This window comes from Rhodococcus sp. 3258 (assembly GCF_031456475.1).
GTDB classification, from domain to species: Bacteria; Actinomycetota; Actinomycetes; order Mycobacteriales; family Mycobacteriaceae; genus Rhodococcoides; species Rhodococcoides fascians.
On record NZ_JAVDUT010000005.1, the window covers coordinates 62,032 to 79,802 of the forward strand.

General features: G+C 64.6%; 18 protein-coding genes and 1 tRNA gene. 13 read left to right on the top strand and 6 right to left on the bottom strand.

The window, feature by feature from the left end:
- Positions 1–130 precede the first annotated feature (130 nt).
- Positions 131–1,924, top strand: coding sequence for an ABC transporter ATP-binding protein (locus J2X62_RS16440; protein ID WP_032367810.1), 1,794 nt, complete (start codon positions 131–133; stop codon positions 1,922–1,924).
- Positions 1,917–3,740, top strand: coding sequence for an ABC transporter ATP-binding protein (locus J2X62_RS16445; protein WP_310181947.1), 1,824 nt, complete (start codon positions 1,917–1,919; stop codon positions 3,738–3,740). The genes J2X62_RS16440 and J2X62_RS16445 overlap by 8 nt, the downstream gene beginning before the upstream one ends.
- On the opposite strand, the gene J2X62_RS16450 is transcribed toward J2X62_RS16445, so the two are convergent.
- Positions 3,737–4,078 carry a hypothetical protein gene (locus J2X62_RS16450; protein ID WP_230595149.1) on the bottom strand — a complete coding sequence of 114 codons (342 nt, stop codon included), beginning with the start codon at positions 4,076–4,078 and terminating at the stop codon, positions 3,737–3,739. The two genes, J2X62_RS16445 and J2X62_RS16450, sit on opposite strands and share 4 nt — an antisense overlap.
- Before the next feature lie 304 nt (positions 4,079–4,382).
- Between J2X62_RS16450 and J2X62_RS16455 the strand changes: the two genes are divergently transcribed.
- On the top strand, positions 4,383–4,898 hold the full coding sequence (locus J2X62_RS16455) for a putative glycolipid-binding domain-containing protein (protein ID WP_027494613.1): 516 nt from the start codon (positions 4,383–4,385) through the stop codon (positions 4,896–4,898).
- Here the strand turns inward: J2X62_RS16455 and J2X62_RS16460 are convergent.
- Entirely contained in the window at positions 4,871–5,842 is a 972-nt protein-coding gene (locus tag J2X62_RS16460; RefSeq protein WP_371832743.1) for a prephenate dehydrogenase, read from the bottom strand. The genes J2X62_RS16455 and J2X62_RS16460 overlap by 28 nt on opposite strands.
- A 63-nt stretch (positions 5,843–5,905) precedes the next feature.
- Between J2X62_RS16460 and J2X62_RS16465 the strand changes: the two genes are divergently transcribed.
- The 4 genes from J2X62_RS16465 to J2X62_RS16480 all read left to right on the top strand — a co-directional run bounded on the left by J2X62_RS16465 (position 5,906) and on the right by J2X62_RS16480 (position 7,343).
- Positions 5,906–6,445, top strand: a complete 540-nt coding sequence (locus tag J2X62_RS16465) for a tRNA adenosine deaminase-associated protein (protein ID WP_032368651.1) — start codon at positions 5,906–5,908, stop codon at positions 6,443–6,445.
- A gap of 3 nt (positions 6,446–6,448) precedes the next feature.
- Positions 6,449–6,904 (top strand): nucleoside deaminase, encoded by a 456-nt coding sequence (locus J2X62_RS16470; RefSeq protein WP_027494610.1) that lies wholly within the window; start codon positions 6,449–6,451, stop codon positions 6,902–6,904.
- Positions 6,905–6,997: 93 nt separating this feature from the next.
- The gene (locus J2X62_RS16475) at positions 6,998–7,195 is read left to right on the top strand and encodes a CsbD family protein (protein WP_027494609.1); all 198 of its coding nucleotides are present in this window, start codon (positions 6,998–7,000) and stop codon (positions 7,193–7,195) included.
- Between the two features lie 58 nt (positions 7,196–7,253).
- Positions 7,254–7,343, top strand: a tRNA-Ser gene (locus J2X62_RS16480).
- A gap of 396 nt (positions 7,344–7,739) precedes the next feature.
- Here J2X62_RS16480 and J2X62_RS16485 read toward each other — a convergent pair.
- Genes J2X62_RS16485 through J2X62_RS16495 form a run of 3 tightly spaced genes read right to left on the bottom strand, consistent with a single transcriptional unit; the run spans position 7,740 to position 10,158 of the window.
- Positions 7,740–8,213, bottom strand: coding sequence for a hypothetical protein (locus J2X62_RS16485; RefSeq protein WP_310181957.1), 474 nt, complete (start codon positions 8,211–8,213; stop codon positions 7,740–7,742).
- Between the two features lie 23 nt (positions 8,214–8,236).
- Entirely contained in the window at positions 8,237–9,151 is a 915-nt protein-coding gene (locus J2X62_RS16490; RefSeq protein WP_204878996.1) for a S9 family peptidase, read from the bottom strand.
- A complete protein-coding gene (locus tag J2X62_RS16495; protein ID WP_032367806.1) occupies positions 9,148–10,158 on the bottom strand; it encodes a PHP domain-containing protein in 1,011 nt (336 codons plus the stop codon). Before J2X62_RS16495 ends, J2X62_RS16490 begins: the two co-directional genes overlap by 4 nt.
- Positions 10,159–10,278: 120 nt before the next feature.
- Between J2X62_RS16495 and J2X62_RS16500 the strand changes: the two genes are divergently transcribed.
- Positions 10,279–10,968 (top strand): YceI family protein, encoded by a 690-nt coding sequence (locus J2X62_RS16500; protein WP_032367805.1) that lies wholly within the window; start codon positions 10,279–10,281, stop codon positions 10,966–10,968.
- On the opposite strand, the gene J2X62_RS16505 is transcribed toward J2X62_RS16500, so the two are convergent.
- A complete protein-coding gene (locus tag J2X62_RS16505) occupies positions 10,949–11,854 on the bottom strand; it encodes a sterol desaturase family protein (protein WP_310181966.1) in 906 nt (301 codons plus the stop codon). The two genes, J2X62_RS16500 and J2X62_RS16505, sit on opposite strands and share 20 nt — an antisense overlap.
- 71 nt (positions 11,855–11,925) lie before the next feature.
- Here J2X62_RS16505 and J2X62_RS16510 point away from each other — a divergent pair, with 71 nt between their 5' ends.
- From J2X62_RS16510 to J2X62_RS16530, 5 genes are all read left to right on the top strand, one after another.
- Positions 11,926–12,381 carry a GNAT family N-acetyltransferase gene (locus tag J2X62_RS16510; RefSeq protein ID WP_230597289.1) on the top strand — a complete coding sequence of 152 codons (456 nt, stop codon included), beginning with the start codon at positions 11,926–11,928 and terminating at the stop codon, positions 12,379–12,381.
- 29 nt (positions 12,382–12,410) lie between these two features.
- Positions 12,411–12,869, top strand: a complete 459-nt coding sequence (locus J2X62_RS16515) for an Rrf2 family transcriptional regulator (RefSeq protein ID WP_027494603.1) — start codon at positions 12,411–12,413, stop codon at positions 12,867–12,869.
- Positions 12,870–12,952: 83 nt separating this feature from the next.
- A complete protein-coding gene (locus tag J2X62_RS16520) occupies positions 12,953–13,639 on the top strand; it encodes a TetR/AcrR family transcriptional regulator (RefSeq protein WP_045841463.1) in 687 nt (228 codons plus the stop codon).
- Between the two features lie 2 nt (positions 13,640–13,641).
- Positions 13,642–15,930 carry an MMPL family transporter gene (locus J2X62_RS16525; RefSeq protein ID WP_310181975.1) on the top strand — a complete coding sequence of 763 codons (2,289 nt, stop codon included), beginning with the start codon at positions 13,642–13,644 and terminating at the stop codon, positions 15,928–15,930.
- A gap of 91 nt (positions 15,931–16,021) precedes the next feature.
- On the top strand, positions 16,022–17,755 hold the full coding sequence (locus J2X62_RS16530; RefSeq protein ID WP_310181977.1) for an ABC transporter ATP-binding protein: 1,734 nt from the start codon (positions 16,022–16,024) through the stop codon (positions 17,753–17,755).
- The last annotated feature ends 16 nt before the right edge of the window (positions 17,756–17,771 follow it).

Consider the following 17,771-nt stretch of genomic DNA (forward strand, 5'->3'; position numbering starts at 1 on the left):
CTGAGCGTCGGTCGAACTTGACCTCGACCGTGCTCGAGGTTCCACACTGGAATGCACGCCGCCGAAAATCGGTTGGAAACTGAGCCTGAGCAATGAAATCATTCGGGCACCGCAATAAGGAGAACAACACGTGTCCACGGGTGTGCTCGACCCCGAAGCCCCAACCGTCGTTGAGTCGAACCCGAATGCTGCGCGGACACCCACGTCGCTGCAGCGTTTCGCGCCGTTCCTGGCCCCGTACAAGTGGTTCTACATCGGCTCCATCGTGGTCTCGCTCATCGCGACCCTCACCGGCCTCGTCATTCCGCTGGTGATGCAACGCGTCATCGACGGGCCCATCGCCGACCGCAACTTTTCCGCGGTGTGGTGGCCCGCGGCTTTGATCCTGCTGCTCGGCACCATCGACGCGGCCGGCATCTGGGTGCGGCGATACTTGGTGTCCCGCCCCTCCAGTCAGTTCGAGATCAGTGCTCGGGCAACGGTATTCGACAAGCTGCAACGGCTGTCGGTCGCGGCACACGAGAGTTGGGAATCGGGTCAGCTGCTCTCCCGTGCCATCGCCGATCTCGGGTCGCTGCGCCGGTTCATGGCGTTCATCGGCCCGTTCATCATCATCAACGCCGTCACGCTCGTCGTGGGTATCGGTGTATTGCTCGTTCAGGCATGGCAATTGGGTCTGATCATGCTGGTGACATCGGTTCCGCTGGTGATCGCCTGCACCAGGTTCGAGACGCTGTACCGCGTCGTCGCGCGTGATGCTCAGGACCAAGCAGGTGATGTGACGACAACGGTCGAGGAGTCCATTCAGGGCATCCGTGTTCTGAAGGCGTTCGGGCGAAGTGCGCACCTGGGCAAGCAGTTTCTGCGTCAGGCCTACACTCTTCGCGGCACCGAGCTGAAGAAGGTGCGCTATCTCGCGATCATCTGGGCGGTGATCGTCGGACTGCAGCCGATCACCATCGGCGCGATTCTGGCCGTGGGAACCTACTCGATCGTGCAGGGCACGATGACGGTCGGCACGCTCGTCGCTGCCATCGCCATCGTCACGTTCCTGCTGTGGCCGATCGAATCCTTCGGATACCTGCTGGCGGAGTTGAACAATGCGCGGACTGCGGCGGATCGTTACTGGGAGATCATCGACACCCCGGAGACCGTGACGGATCCGGACAACCCCGTCGAATTGCCCGACACGATCCGTGGCCGAGTGCAGTTCGACCGCGTCGGATTCACCTTTCCGGACGCGTCCTCGCCGCTGCTCACCGATGTCAGTTTCGTCGTCGAGCCGGGGGAGACCGTTGCGCTCGTCGGCAACACCGGCAGCGGAAAGACGGCACTGACGAACCTCGTTCCTCGTTTGTTCGACGCTACCGAGGGCACCATTTCGATCGACGGTATCGACGTGGCGTCGATGCGGCTGGCCGATCTGCGCTCGATCGTGTCGGTAGCGTTCGAGGACCCGGTGCTGTTCTCGGCCAGTGCGCGGGAGAACATCGCGCTCGGCTCTCCTGGCGCGTCCGATGCCGAGATCACCGAGGCGTTGGAGATTGCTCACGCAACGGAATTCGTCGACCGGCTGCCGTGGGGCCTGGCCACGCGCATCGGTGAGCAGGGCATGAGTTTGTCGGGCGGGCAGCGGCAGCGACTCGCACTGGCCCGTGCAGTGCTGGGCAAGCCCCGGGTGCTGGTGCTCGACGACCCGCTCTCGGCACTCGACGTGGACACCGAAGCGAAGGTGCAGAAGGAATTGCGGCGCGTGCTGGCCCATTCGACGACGTTGCTGGTGGCACACCGGCCGTCGACGGCGGCGTTGGCCGACCGGGTGCTGTATCTGGAGAACGGAAGAATTGTGGAGCAGGGAACGCACGAGGGACTGCTGGCGTCGTCGCCGCGGTACCGCGACGTGATGGGGTCGATCCATGGCTGAGCAGACCGCAACCGCAGATTGGCGGGGAGTGGGCGGCGAGGACTCGGAGGTCGACGCCACCGGAAACCTGGTGTTGGCCGGGCGTTCTCGGCGGTTGCTCGCCTCGCTGGTGCGCCCGTACAAGAAGCAGGCCCTGCTGTCTTTCGTCATCATCCTGATCGACAACATCACCTATGTGGCCGGACCGCTGTTCGTCGCCTACGCCCTCGACAACGGCGTCGGTGCTGCCGGACAAGGTGATTGGGGTCCGCTGCTGTGGGCCGTGGGCGGATACACCGGCTTCGGCCTGCTCGGAATGTTCACCACCTACGCGTTTCTCACCGTCTCGGGCCGACTCAGTCAGAACATTCTCTACGACCTTCGTGGACGCGTGTTCGACCACGCGCAGAAACTCAGTCTGTCGTTCCACGAGAAATACACGTCGGGACGGTTGATCTCGCGGTTGACCAGTGACGTGGAGTCGTTGCAGACACTGCTCGAAAGTGCGCTCAACGACGCGTTGACGGCCATCCTGTCGATGGTCTCGATTGCCGTCATTCTCGTGTATCTCGATGTTCCGATGGCGATGATCGTGCTCGCCGGCTTCGTACCGCTGGTGCTCGTCACCCGGTGGTCACAACGACGCCAACGCCAGGGATACCGTCGAACACGGGTCGCGATCGCGCGTGTGGTGGTTCATTTCGTGGAGTCGATGGGCGGAATCCGTGCCGTACAGGTCTTTCGGCGTGAAGGTCGCAACGACGCGATCCTCGAGACCGAGGACTCGGAGTACCGAGACGCCACCACCGCGGCCTTGCGCGGCATGGCGAGCTACACCGGAATTGTTCGGTGGATCGGCAACGTCACTCTGGCGATCATCCTGGTGTTCGGTAGCTGGCGAGTGATCAACGGGCACATGGACGTCGGCGTGCTCGCCGCGTACGTGCTGTACCTTCGCCGGTTCTACGGCCCACTCGACGAGCTGGCGATGGTGTTCAATGCCTACCAGTCGGCCGCGGCTGCGCTGGAGAAGATCTCCGGCGTACTCGAGGAAGAGCCGTCGGTGGTTGCCCCGAAGAACCCGGTGTCGATCGGAACGGTGAAGGGAGACATCACGTTCGACGACGTGCACTTTTCCTACGGCACCGAGCGCGTCGTGCTGCCCGAGTTCTCGCTGCACGTGCCGGCGGGTCAGGTGGTTGCCATGGTCGGTGCGACCGGAGCCGGAAAGTCGACGTTGGCAAAGCTGTTGGCGCGCTTCTACGATCCGACCGCCGGATCCGTGCGACTCGACGGCATCGACATGCGCGACATCTCCGACGAGGACCTGCGCCGCAACGTCGTCATGGTGACACAGGAATCGTTCCTGTTCTCCGGCTCGGTGGCCGACAACATCCGCCTCGGACGTCCCGACGCGACGGACGCCGAGGTCCGCGCTGCCGCCGAGGCCGTCGGACTGACCGAGTTCATCGCCTCGCTCCCCGAAGGGATCGATACCGACGTGCGTAAGCGCGGAGGCCGATTGTCCTCGGGCCAAAGGCAATTGGTGGCCTTTGCGAGGGTGTTCCTCGCTGCGCCGTCGGTGATCGTGCTCGACGAGGCGACGTCGAGTCTCGACATCCCGAGCGAGCGGTTGGTGCAGCGCGCACTCGAAACGATTCTGCAGGGCCGGACGGCGTTGATCATCGCGCACCGCTTGTCGACGGTGGCCATCGCGGACCGCGTCCTCGTCATGGCGGACGGGAACATCGTCGAGGACGGCGCCCCGGCGGACCTCATTGCGGGAGAGGGCCGCTTCGCGCACCTGCACGAGGCGTGGGAGGACTCGCTCGTCTAGGTCCAGGGGGTGATCGGCGGCTTGACCCACATGATCTTCTCGTCGGCGTGCTGGGGCGTCGCCCCGTCGTGACCCGGGTGCTCGGCCGCCCAGGCGGATTTGCGGTCGAGCAACTCGGCCACGATGGTCCACGTTTCCATCGTGCTCGGTGGATGCAGGTCCGCTGCGCGGGCCAGTTTTCGACGGGTGGCGTCGGGAAGATCGAGCAGTTCCGCGCCGCTGATGCCGCGCTCCCAGACGTAGCGCGCCAGAGCGGTCGCCTTGTCCTGTCGGCTCTTCGCGGCCTGCTCGGAATGCGCGAAATCGAACTGGCCGCCGCCTGGGTTCCCTGTCGTCACGGCCATCACCTTAGTAATCGTGAGCGAAATCGACAGGGCCTGCCGCTGTAAGGCGTCGCACACGGTAGCGGGCCAGAAGTCGACGTCGACGGGGGTCGGCCGGGGTCGAGCGCAGCATGAACGGCCGGGTCGGTGCAAAGAAAAGTCGCGTCCGCTTGTTCTACGGGGGGCCCTGTCGCATACCGTAGGACCTGTGATCACTCAAGCATCGGGTGCAGAGCACGTCTCCGTTCCCGCAACCGCCACCACCGACGCGAAATCCTGGCCCTCGATCCTGACGTGGCGAGCGCACGACGTTCCCCGCATGGAGTCCGTGCGCGTCCAGCTTTCCGGCAACCGCATCAAAGCTGCCGGACGCATCATCGGTGCCGCCTGCAGTGATCATCCCGCGTTCAGTGCGTCGTACGACCTGGTGACCGACGAATACGGCGTCACCAAGAGGCTCTCGGTGCGCACTTCGCTCGCGTCGGGCGACCGGCAGGCCTCGGTCAGCCGCGACGACGAGGGCTACTGGATGGTGGAGAACTCCGCCAACCACCAGCGCTCGACCTACAGCGGTGCCCTCGACGTCGACATGGTGCTCAGCCCGTTCTTCAACACCCTGCCGATCCGACGATTCGGTCTGCACACCCAGGTCCAGGACCTCGAGGTGCCGACGGTCTACGTCAACCTCCTCGATCTGAGCATCCAGGAAGCGACGCTGACCTACAGCAGCGGCGCGCACGGCATCCACGTCATCTCGCCGGTCTCGACATCGTCGGTGACGGTCGACGCCGACGGCTTCGTCGTCGACTACCCGGGACTCGCCGAGCGGATCTGACGCACGACGCCACCGCGTCGCCCCGCGTCCTGCAGGTTCTCTCGCCACCCCGGCTCGCCCGGGGTGACGTCGGTGATGTCGAATCGCTGATGCTGCTCGTACTGCAGTCGCGCTGCGTGTCCGGCGTCGACCAGCGTTTCGGTCGAGTTCTCGTTCAATTTTTCGCGCGCTGTGGTGAGCGTATGCAGCGCCTCGTCGAGCGCGGTTCGTAGCGCGGTCGCGTTGCCCTCGGTCATCGCACGGACGAGATTGGGGGCCGAGGACGCCACCCGGGTGCCGTCGCGAAACGACCCCGCGGCGAGCCCGAGCGCCAACGGCCCGCCCGCGGCCCCCACGATCGCCAACGCCTCGGCCAGCAGATGCGGTAGGTGCGAGATGCGGGCGACGGCACTGTCGTGCTCGACGCTGCCGGCCGGAACGACCACCGAACCGCAGTCCAGGGCCAGCTGGGCCACCCGGACCCACACGTGCGCGTCGACCCCGGGATCCGTGGACACCACCCAGACCGCGTCGGCGAACAGTGCCGGGTCCGTCGCCGACCAGCCCGAGTGGTTGGTACCCGCCATCGGATGGCCGCCGACATAGCGGGCCTGTAGTCCGCGAGCAGCGACGGCCGCGGCAACCTCGGCCTTGACGCTCACCACGTCGGTGATCGGGGCGGCGGGTGCGTGCTCGGCGATGGCCTGCAGAACGGAGTCGACGGCAGGCATCGGAACGGCGATGACGATGAGCGCATCCTCGTCTGCAGCCCTGGTCAGAGCGGCTGTCAGATCGGTGCCGACGTCGTAGCCATCGTCCGCAGCCCCGGCGATCGCGTCGGCCGATCGGTTCCAGCCCCACACCCGGCGACCGGCGTCATGCGTCGCCCGCAGAATCGACCCACCGATCAGTCCCAGACCGAGAACGCACACCGAAGAAGAAGTCACCCGATCAGATTGGCACAGGTGGGTGACTTCCAAGGGAGGTGGACTTCGAATACCGGCACCTACCGGACTACCGTTGCGCACATGGCCGCACAGCGCGCGAACAACAACCGTGCCTCCGCATCGGAGTACGACGACCTCGAAGGATTCGGCGTTGCAGTTGTCCGAGAGGACGGCAAGTGGACCGTGACGCCACTGTCCGACGACGCACTGACCAGCCTGTCGGCAGCAGAGACCGAATTGCGTGAACTACGCAGCTCGGGAGCGGTGTTCGGACTGCTCGACGTGGACGAGGAATTCTTCGTCGTCCTGCGTCCCGCACCCAACGGCACCCGCCTACTGCTGTCCGACGCGGTCGCCGCCGTCGACTACGAAATCGCCGCCGACGTCCTCGACGCACTCAACATCGAGATCCCCGACGTCGACCCCGACGAACTCGACGACATCGAACCCTACGAGGAAGGCGACCTCGCTCTCCTCGCCGACCTGGGCCTGCCCGAGGCAGTCCTGGGCATCATCGTCGCCGAGACCGACGACTACCCGGACGAACAACTGCAATCCATCGCCGAGCGCCTGGGCTTCGAGGACGAATTCGCCGCAGCGGTGAACAAGCTCCGGCGGTAACCGATGCCGCTGCCCGACGCGGACATGATCCGCGCAGCGCTGTCGGCCGCAGCCGAGGCATCGGACGCCGACGTCCCCGTCGGAGCCGTCGTGTACGACGCGTCGGGACGTGAGATCGCGCGAGCCTGCAATGCGCGGGAGGCGTCGGGCGACCCCACTGCCCACGCCGAAGTGCTCGCATTGCGTCGAGCAGCCGCCGTCCACGGAGACGGCTGGCGACTCGAAAACTGCACTCTTGCAGTCACTTTGGAACCCTGCACGATGTGCGCCGGTGCCCTCGTTGCGGCCCGCGTCGGCACCGTGGTGTTCGGAGCCTGGGAACCGAAAACCGGGGCCGTCGGCTCGCTGTGGGACGTCGTCCGAGACCGTCGACTCACCCACCGCCCACAGGTGCGCGGGGGAGTGTTGGAAGCCGAATGCGCCGAAGTGCTGACCCAGTTCTTCGCCCGCCAGAGATAACGATCTCGTCACGGGGTGGCCGGAATGTCCAACATTGGGGAGGGTGGAGGGCAGGGCGCAACGCTGCGCTCCGAACTTGCGAAGGAGACACTCATGGGACTCGACGACAAGATCTCGAACAAGACCGAAGACCTCGGCGGCAAGGCAAAAGAAGCCGCAGGTTCGGCAACCGGAGACAGGGACCTCGAAGCAGAGGGCAAGGGCGATCAGACCTCCGCCGCATTCAAAGACGGTGCCGAGAAGGTCAAAGACGCGGCCTCGAACATCAAGGACAAGCTCACCGGTAAGTAACTTTGCGCTCTGAGCAGGCGATTTAGCCTCAGGCGCTCATTCCGGTACAGTCTTCTGCGGTGGCGTGTCCGAGCGGCCTAAGGAGCACGCCTCGAAAGCGTGTGAGGGTTCACCCCCTCCGAGGGTTCAAATCCCTCCGCCACCGCCAAGACTCCCCACCCGATCCGTCGGGTGGGGAGTTTTTTGTGCGCGGGGTGGTGGCTGGTTGTTGCTCGGCAAACGCGCGCGCATTTGTCAGACGCGAGCGAATTTGCCATCGATTCGGGGTCTATTTCGCGCGCACCTAGCAAACGCGCGCGCGTTTGCGGGATCACCAGGGCCCGGGCATCGAACCCCCAGGGCCCGGACGGGATCACCGGGCGGGTGTTACGCGGCAAACGCGCGCGCATTCGTCAGACGCGAGCGAATTTGCCACCGATTCGGGGTCTACTTCGCGCGCATGTAGCAAACGCGCGCGCGTTTGCGGGATTACCAGGGCCCAAGATCAGCAGGGCTCGGGCGGGATCACCAGGGCCCGGGCATCGAATCCCCAGGGCTCAGACGCTCAGCATTGCCCCGCGCCCGCGGCGTCGAGTCCCCGCAGAATTTCGCCTTGATCGGCCTCGGGCACCGTGGACCAACTCGGCGCGGTGGTCATTTCGCTGCGCAGACCCTCGACGGATTTTGCGCGATCCGAGATTCCGGTTTGCTCCAGTGCATCGATGGACGGGAGAAACTGAGTGCAGGTCTGTCGGTAGAGATCGTCGCCGGTGACGCCTCCAGTTCCACCGGTCACCGCGGGGTCGGCTGGATCAGCGGCGGGCGGGGCCTCGGGAGCCGGGATGTCAGCGGGTGCATCGGCCGTCGGCGTGGCAGCTGTGGAGGTCGTCGCCTGCGTCGTCGTGGCCGACATGGCCGGAGCTGACGTGGCCTGAACGGACGTGGTCGACGCGTTCTCGGTCGACGCGTCGTCGCCGCATCCGGCTACAGAGGTGGCCACGATCAGCCCGAGCAATCCGGTCGCGATCTTTCGTTTCATCGCCACTGTGTACCACCTGCGGCTCAGAGCAGTGTCTGCGCGCGCCCGGTGATGGTGCTCAGTGCGGTGGACCATGCGATGTGCTTGGGGTCCAGGAACGCTCCGTGTCCGGCTCCGGGCAGTACGACCAGCTCGGGGTCCGTGCTCCCTGCGCGGGTGGCGGCGTCGACGTACACGCGGCTCTGGTTCACCGACACGGTCTGGTCCGCATCACCATGCAGCGCGGTCAACGGGACGTCGAGCGGGAGGTATTCGATGGGGGAGGCGATCTTGTATCGACCGGGAACGTCGCTGGGCATGCCGCCGAGGAATGCGGGTACGAACTTGTCGTTGCCGATGTTCGCCGCCCGTTTCATGTCGAACACCCCGGCCATGATGGTGGCACTGCGCGGCCGGATTCTGGGGTCCGCACCCGGTGCGTCGATCGGCATCAGATGACGCGCAGCGACCCACGCGGCCAGTTGTCCTCCGGCCGAATGTCCGGCGACATGCACTCGATCGAGGTCGAGTCGACCGTCGGCGGCGTTCTGGACGACGGTTGCCAGTGCCTCGGTGGCGTCGTCGACGTCGGTGAGGGTGTTGGCCCAATTGTTCGGACCGCGCCGATACTCGACGTTCCACACGGCGATGCCTTGGTCTGCGATGGCCTTGGACATCTGCTGGAAGTACGACAGATCGAGGTTCTCCTGCCATCCACCGCCGTGGATCATCACCACCACAGGCAGTGACGTCGCAGTGTTGGCAGGGAGATACAGGTCTCCGATGTTGTCGGGTTGGTACCCGTACTTCAGCCGGATCGGATCTCCGGTCGGTCCCGAAACGGGTTGCAGTGCAGCCGAATACGTCTCTGCTGTGCTCGGTGAGGATTCGGTGTCCGTGGAACTGCAGCCGACCAGCGTGACCGCGAGCAGGCCGGACAGGAAGTGGCGACGATTCACGTGCCCTGAGCCGTCCAATCGAGCAGCTCGGACAGCGACCAGGTGTTGATGACGCGATCGGCGGGAACGCCTTGGGCTTCGGCGCGGACACAGCCGTAGCCCTGCCAGTCGAGCTGGCCCGGTGCGTGTGCGTCGGTATCGATGGAGAAGAGGCAGTCGCGTTCGAGGGCGATGTCGATCAGGCGCTCGGGCGGGTCCTGGCGTTCGGGCCTGGCGTTGATCTCCACTGCGGTGCCGAACTGTCGGCATCCCTCGAACACCACCGGGGCGTCGAACGTCGACTCGGGCCGCTTTCCCCGGCCGCCCTCGACCAGTCGGCCGGTGCAGTGACCGAGTACGTCGACGTGCGGGTTGGCGATGGCGGTGACCATGCGTTTCGTCATCGCCACAGAATCTGCCCGCAGGTTCGAGTGCACGCTGGCCACCACCACGTCCAGTTCGGCGAGCAATCCCTCGTCTTGATCCAGCGAACCGTCGTCGAGGATGTCCACTTCGATTCCGGTGAGGATGCGGAACGGCGCGAGTTGCTCGTTGAGCTCGGCGATGATGTCGAGTTGTTTTCGCAGACGCTCGGCGCTGAGTCCGTTGGCGACCTTGAGCCGCGGTGAATGATCGGTCAGCGCGCAGTACTCGTGCCCGAGGTTCTTGGCGGTGCGCATCATCTCGTCGATGGGGCTGCCGCCGTCGGACCAATTGGAGTGGGTGTGCAGGTCGCCTTTGAGTGCGGCTCGTAGGGCGTTGTTGCCGATGGGTTCTGCGGCATCGCGTTGTTCGGCCAGGTAGTCCGGAACGTCCTGGGTCAGCGCCTGCCGGATGATCAGCGAGGTCTTGGCACCGATTCCGGCCAACGACGACCAGCTGTCCGCCTTCTCGTGCTCGGATCGCTGTGCAGGAGAGAGTGATTCGACGACATCCGCGGCTCGGCGGTAGGCCTTGACGCGATGGGTGTCCGAGCGCGAACGCTCGAGCCAGAAGCCGATCTCACGAAGTGCCTCCACCGGATCCATGGGTTCCATTGTGCCTGGCACCACCGACACCTGCGCACGGGGTAATCGGACAAAATTCTCAGGGAGTTGCCAGGTCGCTCACTCCCCATGGGCTTGAAGCTGCAACTATCATCGTCGGTCATGACCAAGAAATGGTGGACAGTCGGCGTCGTTGTCGTAGTGCTCGTGGCCCTCGGGCTGTATTTCGGCCCCAAGATCTACGCGTCCTTCCAGGAGGACGACGCTCCGGCGGCGACCGTCGACACCTCCGGTGCGCAGGCCGCCACCACCGACGATCTGAACGGCACCTGGACGGTGACGGCAGGCGATACGTCGAACAAGACCGCGGCCGGCTACACCGTCGACGAGGTGCTCAACGGATCCGACGTGACCGTCGTCGGGTCGACGCCCGAGGTCAGCGGCTCGGTGACCGTGGCGGATAATTCGTTGACCGCCGGTGAGGTTGTGGTGCAGACCAATTCGATCACCACCGACAGTGACCGTCGAGACGGTCAGTTCCGCGGCAACATCTTCGACACCGCGACATATCCGACGGCGACGTTCACCATCGACCAGCCCGTCGACCTCTCGTCGTTGCCCAAGGACGGAACCACCCAAACCGTCACGGCGGAAGGGACATTGACGCTCAAGGATCAGACGCGTCCGGTGTCGGTCGAGATGGAGGTGCTGCAGTCCGGTGACACGCTGATCGCGTCGGGCGCAATTCCGACGACGTGGTCGGACTACGGCATCGAGCCGCCGTCGCTCGGTTTCGTGACCGTCGAGGGCTCGGGAACCGTCGACTTCCTGATCAATCTGAGTCGGCAGTAGCCCGTTCTCGTGGGGCCGCCGGTGTCCATCCTGGCGGTCCGACGACGTATCCGACGCGTTCCCTCCATGACCTCGATGCCGCGACATCTCGTGCGATGTTGCGGTATTCGTGTGTTTGGAGCGTCCAGATGTTGAACGTGTCGACGGGTTTGGTCAGTCCGTAATTCGGTCGCTGCACTTCGTCGGCGTAGCTGCCGAACAGGCGGTCCCAGACGATGAGGATGCCGCCGTAGTTCTTGTCGAGGTACTGCGGATCGCGACCGTGATGAACGCGGTGGTGAGAAGGCGTGTTGAAGACGAACTCGAACGGTCGCGGCAACTTGTCGATCCGCTCGGTGTGTACCCAGAACTGGTAGACGAGATTGATCGAGAAGCCCACGAACACCATCCACGGTGGCATCCCCAGCAGCGGCAGCGGCAGCCACATGATGATCTCGCCGCTGTTGTTCCACTTCTGCCGCAGCGCCGCGGCGAAGTTGAAGTACTCGCTCGAATGGTGAGCCTGATGGGTCGCCCAGATCAGTCGGGTTCGGTGTGCGATGCGGTGGTAGCCGTAGAACAGCAGATCGACGCCCAGGATCAGGATGACCCACGTGTACCAGGCATCGGCGGGTAGATGCCACGGCGCGATGTAGACGTAGATGGCCGTGTAGCCGATCAGGGCCAGCGCTTTCCACGCAGTCGTGGTTGCGATCGAAACCAAACCCATGCTCAGGCTCGCCCGTGCGTCCCGGGCCGAATACGCGCCGGGGGTTCTGTCTTCGAGTTTCTTCGCCGCGATCCACTCGATCGCCAGCAGTAGCGCGAACGCGGGGACGGCCAGGGCAACCGGATCCCGCAGCGGTTCGGGTAGCGAGTTCCACGCCGATGCGAGTTGGTCCCTCATGTGTACGGCCTTCCGTGCGTGACACTGCTGTTCGAAGTGTAACGACAGTATGGTGATCGTAGTCTCGACGCGTGAAAATTCGTAGCCGCCGTTCCGGGGATATGGCGTTCTGTGTGACCGCGCTGGCGACGGTGCACGAGGCAGACGGGTATCCCGCACTGTGGCCCGAGGATCCGGCCGCCTGGTTGCGCTCGGCAACGCAGGTCGCCGCATGGGTAGCGGAGTCGAATGACCGGATCGTCGGCCACCTGGCACTCGACCTGGTCGACAACGGGCTGGTGGTCTCGCGATTGTTCGTCCGTCCCGAGTGCCGGGGCACAGGCGCAGCCGCGGCCTTGTTGGACGCCGCAGTGGCGTATGCGGTGGAACGGTCGGTTGCTATCGAACTGCACGTGGAACAGGGCTCGGCTGCGGCGATCGCGTTCTACGAGAAGTCGGGTTGGATCAGGACCGGTACCGCGCCCGCGGACTGGGTGTTGCCCGACGGGCGCAGAGCCGTCGAACATCGGTACGTACCCGGTCGCTAATTTCCTATCGAAATGATAGGAATTGAATCGTGCACATCACGGCGAAAGCGGACTACGCGGTGCGGACTCTCGTCGAGCTCGCCGCGGTCGGCGGCCGAGCACCCGCCAAGGCCGAGGCGCTGGCCGCCGCGCAAGGGATACCGCACAAATTTCTCGAGTCGGTGCTCTCCGACCTGCGTCGCGCCGAGTTGGTGCGAAGTAGAAGGGGGCCCGACGGCGGATACTGGCTCGCGCGGGAGGCGTCGAACATTTCCGTCGCGGACGTGATGCGTGCCGTCGAGGGACCGCTCGCATCGGTGCGCGGGCAACGGCCCGAGGATGCGCAGTATGCCGGTCCCGCCGAGCCGTTGACGCGGGTGTGGCTGGCCGTCCGCGTCAATCTGCGTGCGGTTCTCGAATCGGTATCGCTGGCCGACATCGTCGACGACGACCTCCCGGATTTTGTCGGAGAGCTGATCAGCGAGCCGACCGCATGGTCCCGTCGATGACCTGAGTCACAGTCGGACGCCGATGTGGCGCGGTCGTCAATATTGCACAGCTCTGCAAACTTGCCGAGCTGTGCAACTTCCGTATGTTGGACAGGGTGACCACCCCGACCGGCCTTCGCGATCAGAAGAAGGCAGCCACCCGCGACGCCCTCGGCATCGCCGCAGTCCGTCTGGGAAAAGAGCACGGACTCGATGCCGTGACGGCCGACGCCATCGCACACGAAGCCGGAGTGTCGACCCGAACGTTCCACAACTACTTCTCCAACAAGGAAGAAGCGGTACTCCACAACATCGAGGCCTCGGCTCTGGAATGGTTCGAGCTGCTTCGCGCCAGACCCGAGGCCGAACCCATCTGGGATTCGCTGCAGCACATCGCCGTCAACCTGGTCGCCGACCCCGGCCGCGACCTCGACGACACATTCGCCGCAGCACGACTCATCGAGGCCAACCCGGCGCTGATGGCACGCAAGCTCGAAATGCACCACTCGCTCACCCGCAAACTCGGCGAGGCAATCGCCGAACGCACCGGAACCGATATCGATTCCGACCTCTACCCCAACCTGCTGCAAATGGCAGTCGGCGGTGCCGTGACCGCCGCACTGAACCTGTGGATCAACGACCCCGGCGGAGAGAACACTCCGAAAGCACTCGTGGAGAACGCATTTCAGCAACTCCGCGCCGGAATCCCCGAGCCTGTGGGTCATTCCGCAGGCTCCACTCCCAAGCCTGAATCTCGCCAGCACGTATCCGATAACAACCGAGGAGCCTGACAGTGGCCACCTATCTGTACCGAATCGGCAGATTCGCCTACCGCCGCAAGGGGGTCGTCCTCGGCCTCTGGCTCGTCATTCTGATCCTGGCCGGAGTGGGCGCAGCCACGCTGTCCGCGCCTACCGTCAACTCGTTCAGCATCCCCGGAACGCCTGCTCAGGCCGCATTGGATCTGCAGAAGGAACGATTCGGCGGAGCCGAGGATCCCCTTCAGGCCGTCAACGCCGAGTACGTGTTCCAGGCACCCGACGGTCAGTCGCTCGATACCCCGCAGTACACCTCGGCCATCGACGCCACGATCGCCGAGATCGAGAAGGTCGATGCGGCCAAGCCGGCGGAAGGCGCTCCGCCGCTTGCCGATCCGGTCGAGGCGAACAAGGCCATCGTGCAGCAGTACACCGACGCCGCCGCCGAGGCCGGTACGCCGGCCGACAAGGTGGCAGCCGACGCGGCAGCCACGTCGCCGTTGAGCCCCAACGGCAACGTCGGCACCGTCACGGTTCCGATGAACGTCGAGCTGGCCGATGTCACCGACGCGATTCGCAGCGATCTCGATGCCGCGGCGCAACCCGCGCGTGACGCAGGGCTGACCGTCATCCTCGGTGGCACCGTCGCCCAGGAGAACCCGTCGCCCGGTGGAAGTTCGGAGATCGTCGGTCTTGCCGTCGCCGCCATCGTGCTTCTCATCATGTTCGGCTCGGCCGCCGCTGCCAGCCTGCCGCTGATCACCGCGATCGTCGGTATCGGTATTTCGAGTCTGGCCATCACGACGGCCTCCGGGTTCGCGAGCCTGTCCTCGTTCACCCCGATTCTCGCTATCATGATCGGGCTCGCCGTCGCGATCGACTACTCGCTGTTCATCCTCGCGCGCTACCGGCACGAGCTCACGCTCACCGACAACCGCGAAGAAGCAGTCGGTCGAGCGGTCGGTACCGCCGGATCGGCCGTCGTGTTCGCCGGCGCGACCGTGCTCATCGCCCTCGTCGCCCTGCGCGTCGTCGGCATCCCGTTCCTGTCGCAGATGGGTCTGGCAGCAGGCTTCGCGGTGTTCATCGCGGTACTCATCGCCCTGACGTTCCTGCCTGCCATGCTGGGCGTCTACAAGGGCAAGGCCTTCGCGGGCAAGCTCAAGTTCGTCAACACCACCGACCCGGAGGACCCGAACGCAACCCCCACCAATGGTCTTCGGTGGGCACGGTTCCTGGTCAAGAAGCCGATTCTCGGCCTCGTCGGAGGCATCGTGCTGCTCGGTGTCATCGCGGGCCCGACCACCGGGTTGTCGCTGGCTCTCCCGTCGATCGCCACCTCGGACCCGTCCACGCCTGCCCGTCAGGCCTACGACATCACCGAAGAGGCATTCGGGCCGGGACGTAACGGCCCGCTGCTCGTCATCGCCGACGCGTCCGACGTCGCCGAGGCCGACCGCACCGCGTCCTTCGGCAAGGTCATCGAGACGATCACCGCACAATCCGACGTGACGAATGCGCAGATCGTCGCCGTCAATCCGGCGGGTGACACCGCGCAGATACTCGTCACCCCGTCGAGCACACCCAACAGTGACCAGACGAAGGCGCTCGTGACCAACCTGCGCGATGCCGAGAGCGGATTGCAGGAGAGCTCGGGCGTCTCCTACGGAGTGACGGGCGAAACCGCGATCGGGATCGACATCTCGGAGCGGCTGCAGAGCGCGCTGATTCCGTACCTGGCCGTGGTCGTCGGACTGGCGTTCGTGCTGCTGATGCTGGTGTTCCGCTCGATTCTGGTGCCGCTGACGGCAACTGTCGGGTTCCTGCTCAGCGTGCTCGCCACCTTCGGCGCGACGGTGTTCATCTTCCAAGAGGGCGGGCTCGGCATCATTTCCAACCCGCAGCCGATCGTCAGCTTCATGCCGATCTTCCTCATCGGTGTGGTGTTCGGCCTCGCGATGGACTACCAGGTGTTCCTCGTCTCGCGCATGCGTGAGGAGTTCGTCCACGGCGCGGCCGCCAAGGACGCCGTCGTCAACGGCTTCAAGTACGGCGCACGCGTGGTCACCTCGGCAGCGGTCATCATGATCTCGGTGTTTGCCGCCTTCATCGCCGAGCCGGACTCGTTCATCAAGTCCATCGGCTTCGCATTGGCCGCCGCCGTCTTCTTCGACGCGTTCGTCGTCCGTATGGTGCTGATTCCGTCGGTGATGGCGCTACTGGGCGACAAAGCCTGGTGGTTGCCGAAGTGGCTGGACAAGATCCTGCCCAACGTCGACATCGAAGGGGCCAAGCTGAAGACGGCCCCGGAGAAGCGCGCGTAGTACTCGCGTCGCAGCTGAGAGGCCGAAGATTGCTCGTAATACTCGAAACGGAGAGACTGTTATCCATGTGTACGAGTAATCTTCGGTCATCATGCTGATCCCCCTTCTGCGTAGGTTTCTCGCCCCGTACAAGCTGCCGATTCTCTGCTTGGTGCTGCTGCAGCTGATCGCCACCCTCGCCGCGTTGTTCCTCCCGAGTCTCAACGCGGACATCATCGACAACGGTGTGACCGTCGGCGACACCGGCTACATCCTGTCCGCCGGCGGCGTCATGCTGTTGATCTCGGCAGTACAGATCATCAGCTCTGCCGCAGCGGTGTTCCTCGGTGCACGCACGGCCATGAGTGTCGGACGCGACCTTCGCGGAGCAATCCTCGAACGCGTCGGCACGTTCTCCGCCCGCGAGGTCGGAAAATTCGGTGCTCCGTCACTGATCACCCGCAACACGAACGACGTGCAGCAGGTGCAGTTGGTGATCATCATGGGATTCACCATCGTGGTGATGGCTCCCATCATGTGCATCGGCGGCATCGTGATGTCACTACGTGAGGACATCGGCCTGTCGTGGATCCTGCTCATCGCAGTGCCCGGCCTCGCGCTCGCGATGGGCCTGATCATCGTTCGTATGGTGCCGGCCTTCCGCTCCATGCAGAAGCGCATCGACGCGGTCAATCGCGTACTACGCGAACAGATCACCGGTATTCGCGTCGTGCGGGCGTTCGTTCGCGAACAGTTCGAGGTCGACCGTTTCGGCGCAGCGAACACCTCGTTGACCGAGACGGCACTCAAGGTCGGCCGGCTGATGGCCCTGATGTTTCCGACCGTCATGCTCATCAGCAACGTCACCAGTGTCGCCGTCATCTGGTTCGGCGGTCACGCCATCGACAACGGCACGATGCAGATCGGTTCGCTCACTGCGCTTCTGAGCTACATCATGCTCATCCTGATGTCGGTGATGATGGCGTCGTTCATCGCGATGATGGTGCCGCGCGCATCGGTGTGCGCCGATCGCATCAGCGAGGTTCTGGCCACCGAATCCTCGGTGGTGCTGCCCGAGAATCCCCGGACGTTCGTGTCCTCACCGGGCACGGTCGAGCTCGTCGGGGCCGAATTCTCCTATCCCGGAGCCGAATACCCGGTGCTGTGCGGGGTGAATCTGACTGCCGAAGCAGGCAAGGTCACCGCCATCATCGGCGGCACCGGATCGGGTAAATCGACTCTCGTCAATCTGATTCCACGGCTGATGGACGTCACCGGCGGTCAGGTGCGGGTCGGCGGTGTCGACATTCGCGAACTCGATCTGGACCTGCTGCGATCGGAGATCGGATTCGTGCCGCAGAAGCCGTACCTGTTCTCCGGCACCATCGCCAGCAATCTGCGGTACGGCAAGGCCGACGCCACCGACGCGGAACTGTGGGAGGCGCTCGAGATCGCCCAGGGAGCCGACTTCGTGCGCGCGATGCCCGACGGCCTGGATACTGCCGTCGCGCAGGGCGGCACCACCGTGTCGGGAGGACAGCGTCAACGACTGGCCATTGCCCGGGCGCTGGTACGCAAGCCCAAGATCTACCTGTTCGACGATTCCTTCTCCGCTCTCGACCTCACCACCGACGCGAAACTGCGTGCGGCGCTGCGGCCGGTGACGCGAGATGCATGCATGATCGTTGTGGCTCAACGGGTGTCGACCATCGTCGACGCCGACCAGATACTCGTGCTCGACGACGGAAAGCCGGTGGGCGTGGGTAACCACGAGCAACTGATGGCCACCTGCCCCACCTATGCCGAGATCGTCGACTCGCAGCGGCAAGTTGCAGGTGCACTGTGACCGACACCGACACCAC

Bases quoted from the DNA above. Each gene is read 5' to 3' on its own strand.
- J2X62_RS16445 (WP_310181947.1), top strand. From the start codon at position 1,917: ATGGCTGAGCAGACCGCAACCGCAGATTGGCGGGGAGTGGGCGGCGAG.
- J2X62_RS16455 (WP_027494613.1), top strand. From the start codon at position 4,383: ATGGAGTCCGTGCGCGTCCAGCTTTCCGGCAACCGCATCAAAGCTGCC.
- J2X62_RS16465 (WP_032368651.1), top strand. From the start codon at position 5,906: ATGGCCGCACAGCGCGCGAACAACAACCGTGCCTCCGCATCGGAGTAC.
- J2X62_RS16470 (WP_027494610.1), top strand. From the start codon at position 6,449: ATGCCGCTGCCCGACGCGGACATGATCCGCGCAGCGCTGTCGGCCGCA.
- J2X62_RS16475 (WP_027494609.1), top strand. From the start codon at position 6,998: ATGGGACTCGACGACAAGATCTCGAACAAGACCGAAGACCTCGGCGGC.
- J2X62_RS16485 (WP_310181957.1), bottom strand. From the start codon at position 8,213: ATGAAACGAAAGATCGCGACCGGATTGCTCGGGCTGATCGTGGCCACC.
- J2X62_RS16495 (WP_032367806.1), bottom strand. From the start codon at position 10,158: ATGGATCCGGTGGAGGCACTTCGTGAGATCGGCTTCTGGCTCGAGCGT.
- J2X62_RS16500 (WP_032367805.1), top strand. From the start codon at position 10,279: ATGACCAAGAAATGGTGGACAGTCGGCGTCGTTGTCGTAGTGCTCGTG.
- J2X62_RS16505 (WP_310181966.1), bottom strand. From the start codon at position 11,854: ATGAGGGACCAACTCGCATCGGCGTGGAACTCGCTACCCGAACCGCTG.
- J2X62_RS16520 (WP_045841463.1), top strand. From the start codon at position 12,953: ATGTTGGACAGGGTGACCACCCCGACCGGCCTTCGCGATCAGAAGAAG.
- J2X62_RS16530 (WP_310181977.1), top strand. From the start codon at position 16,022: ATGCTGATCCCCCTTCTGCGTAGGTTTCTCGCCCCGTACAAGCTGCCG.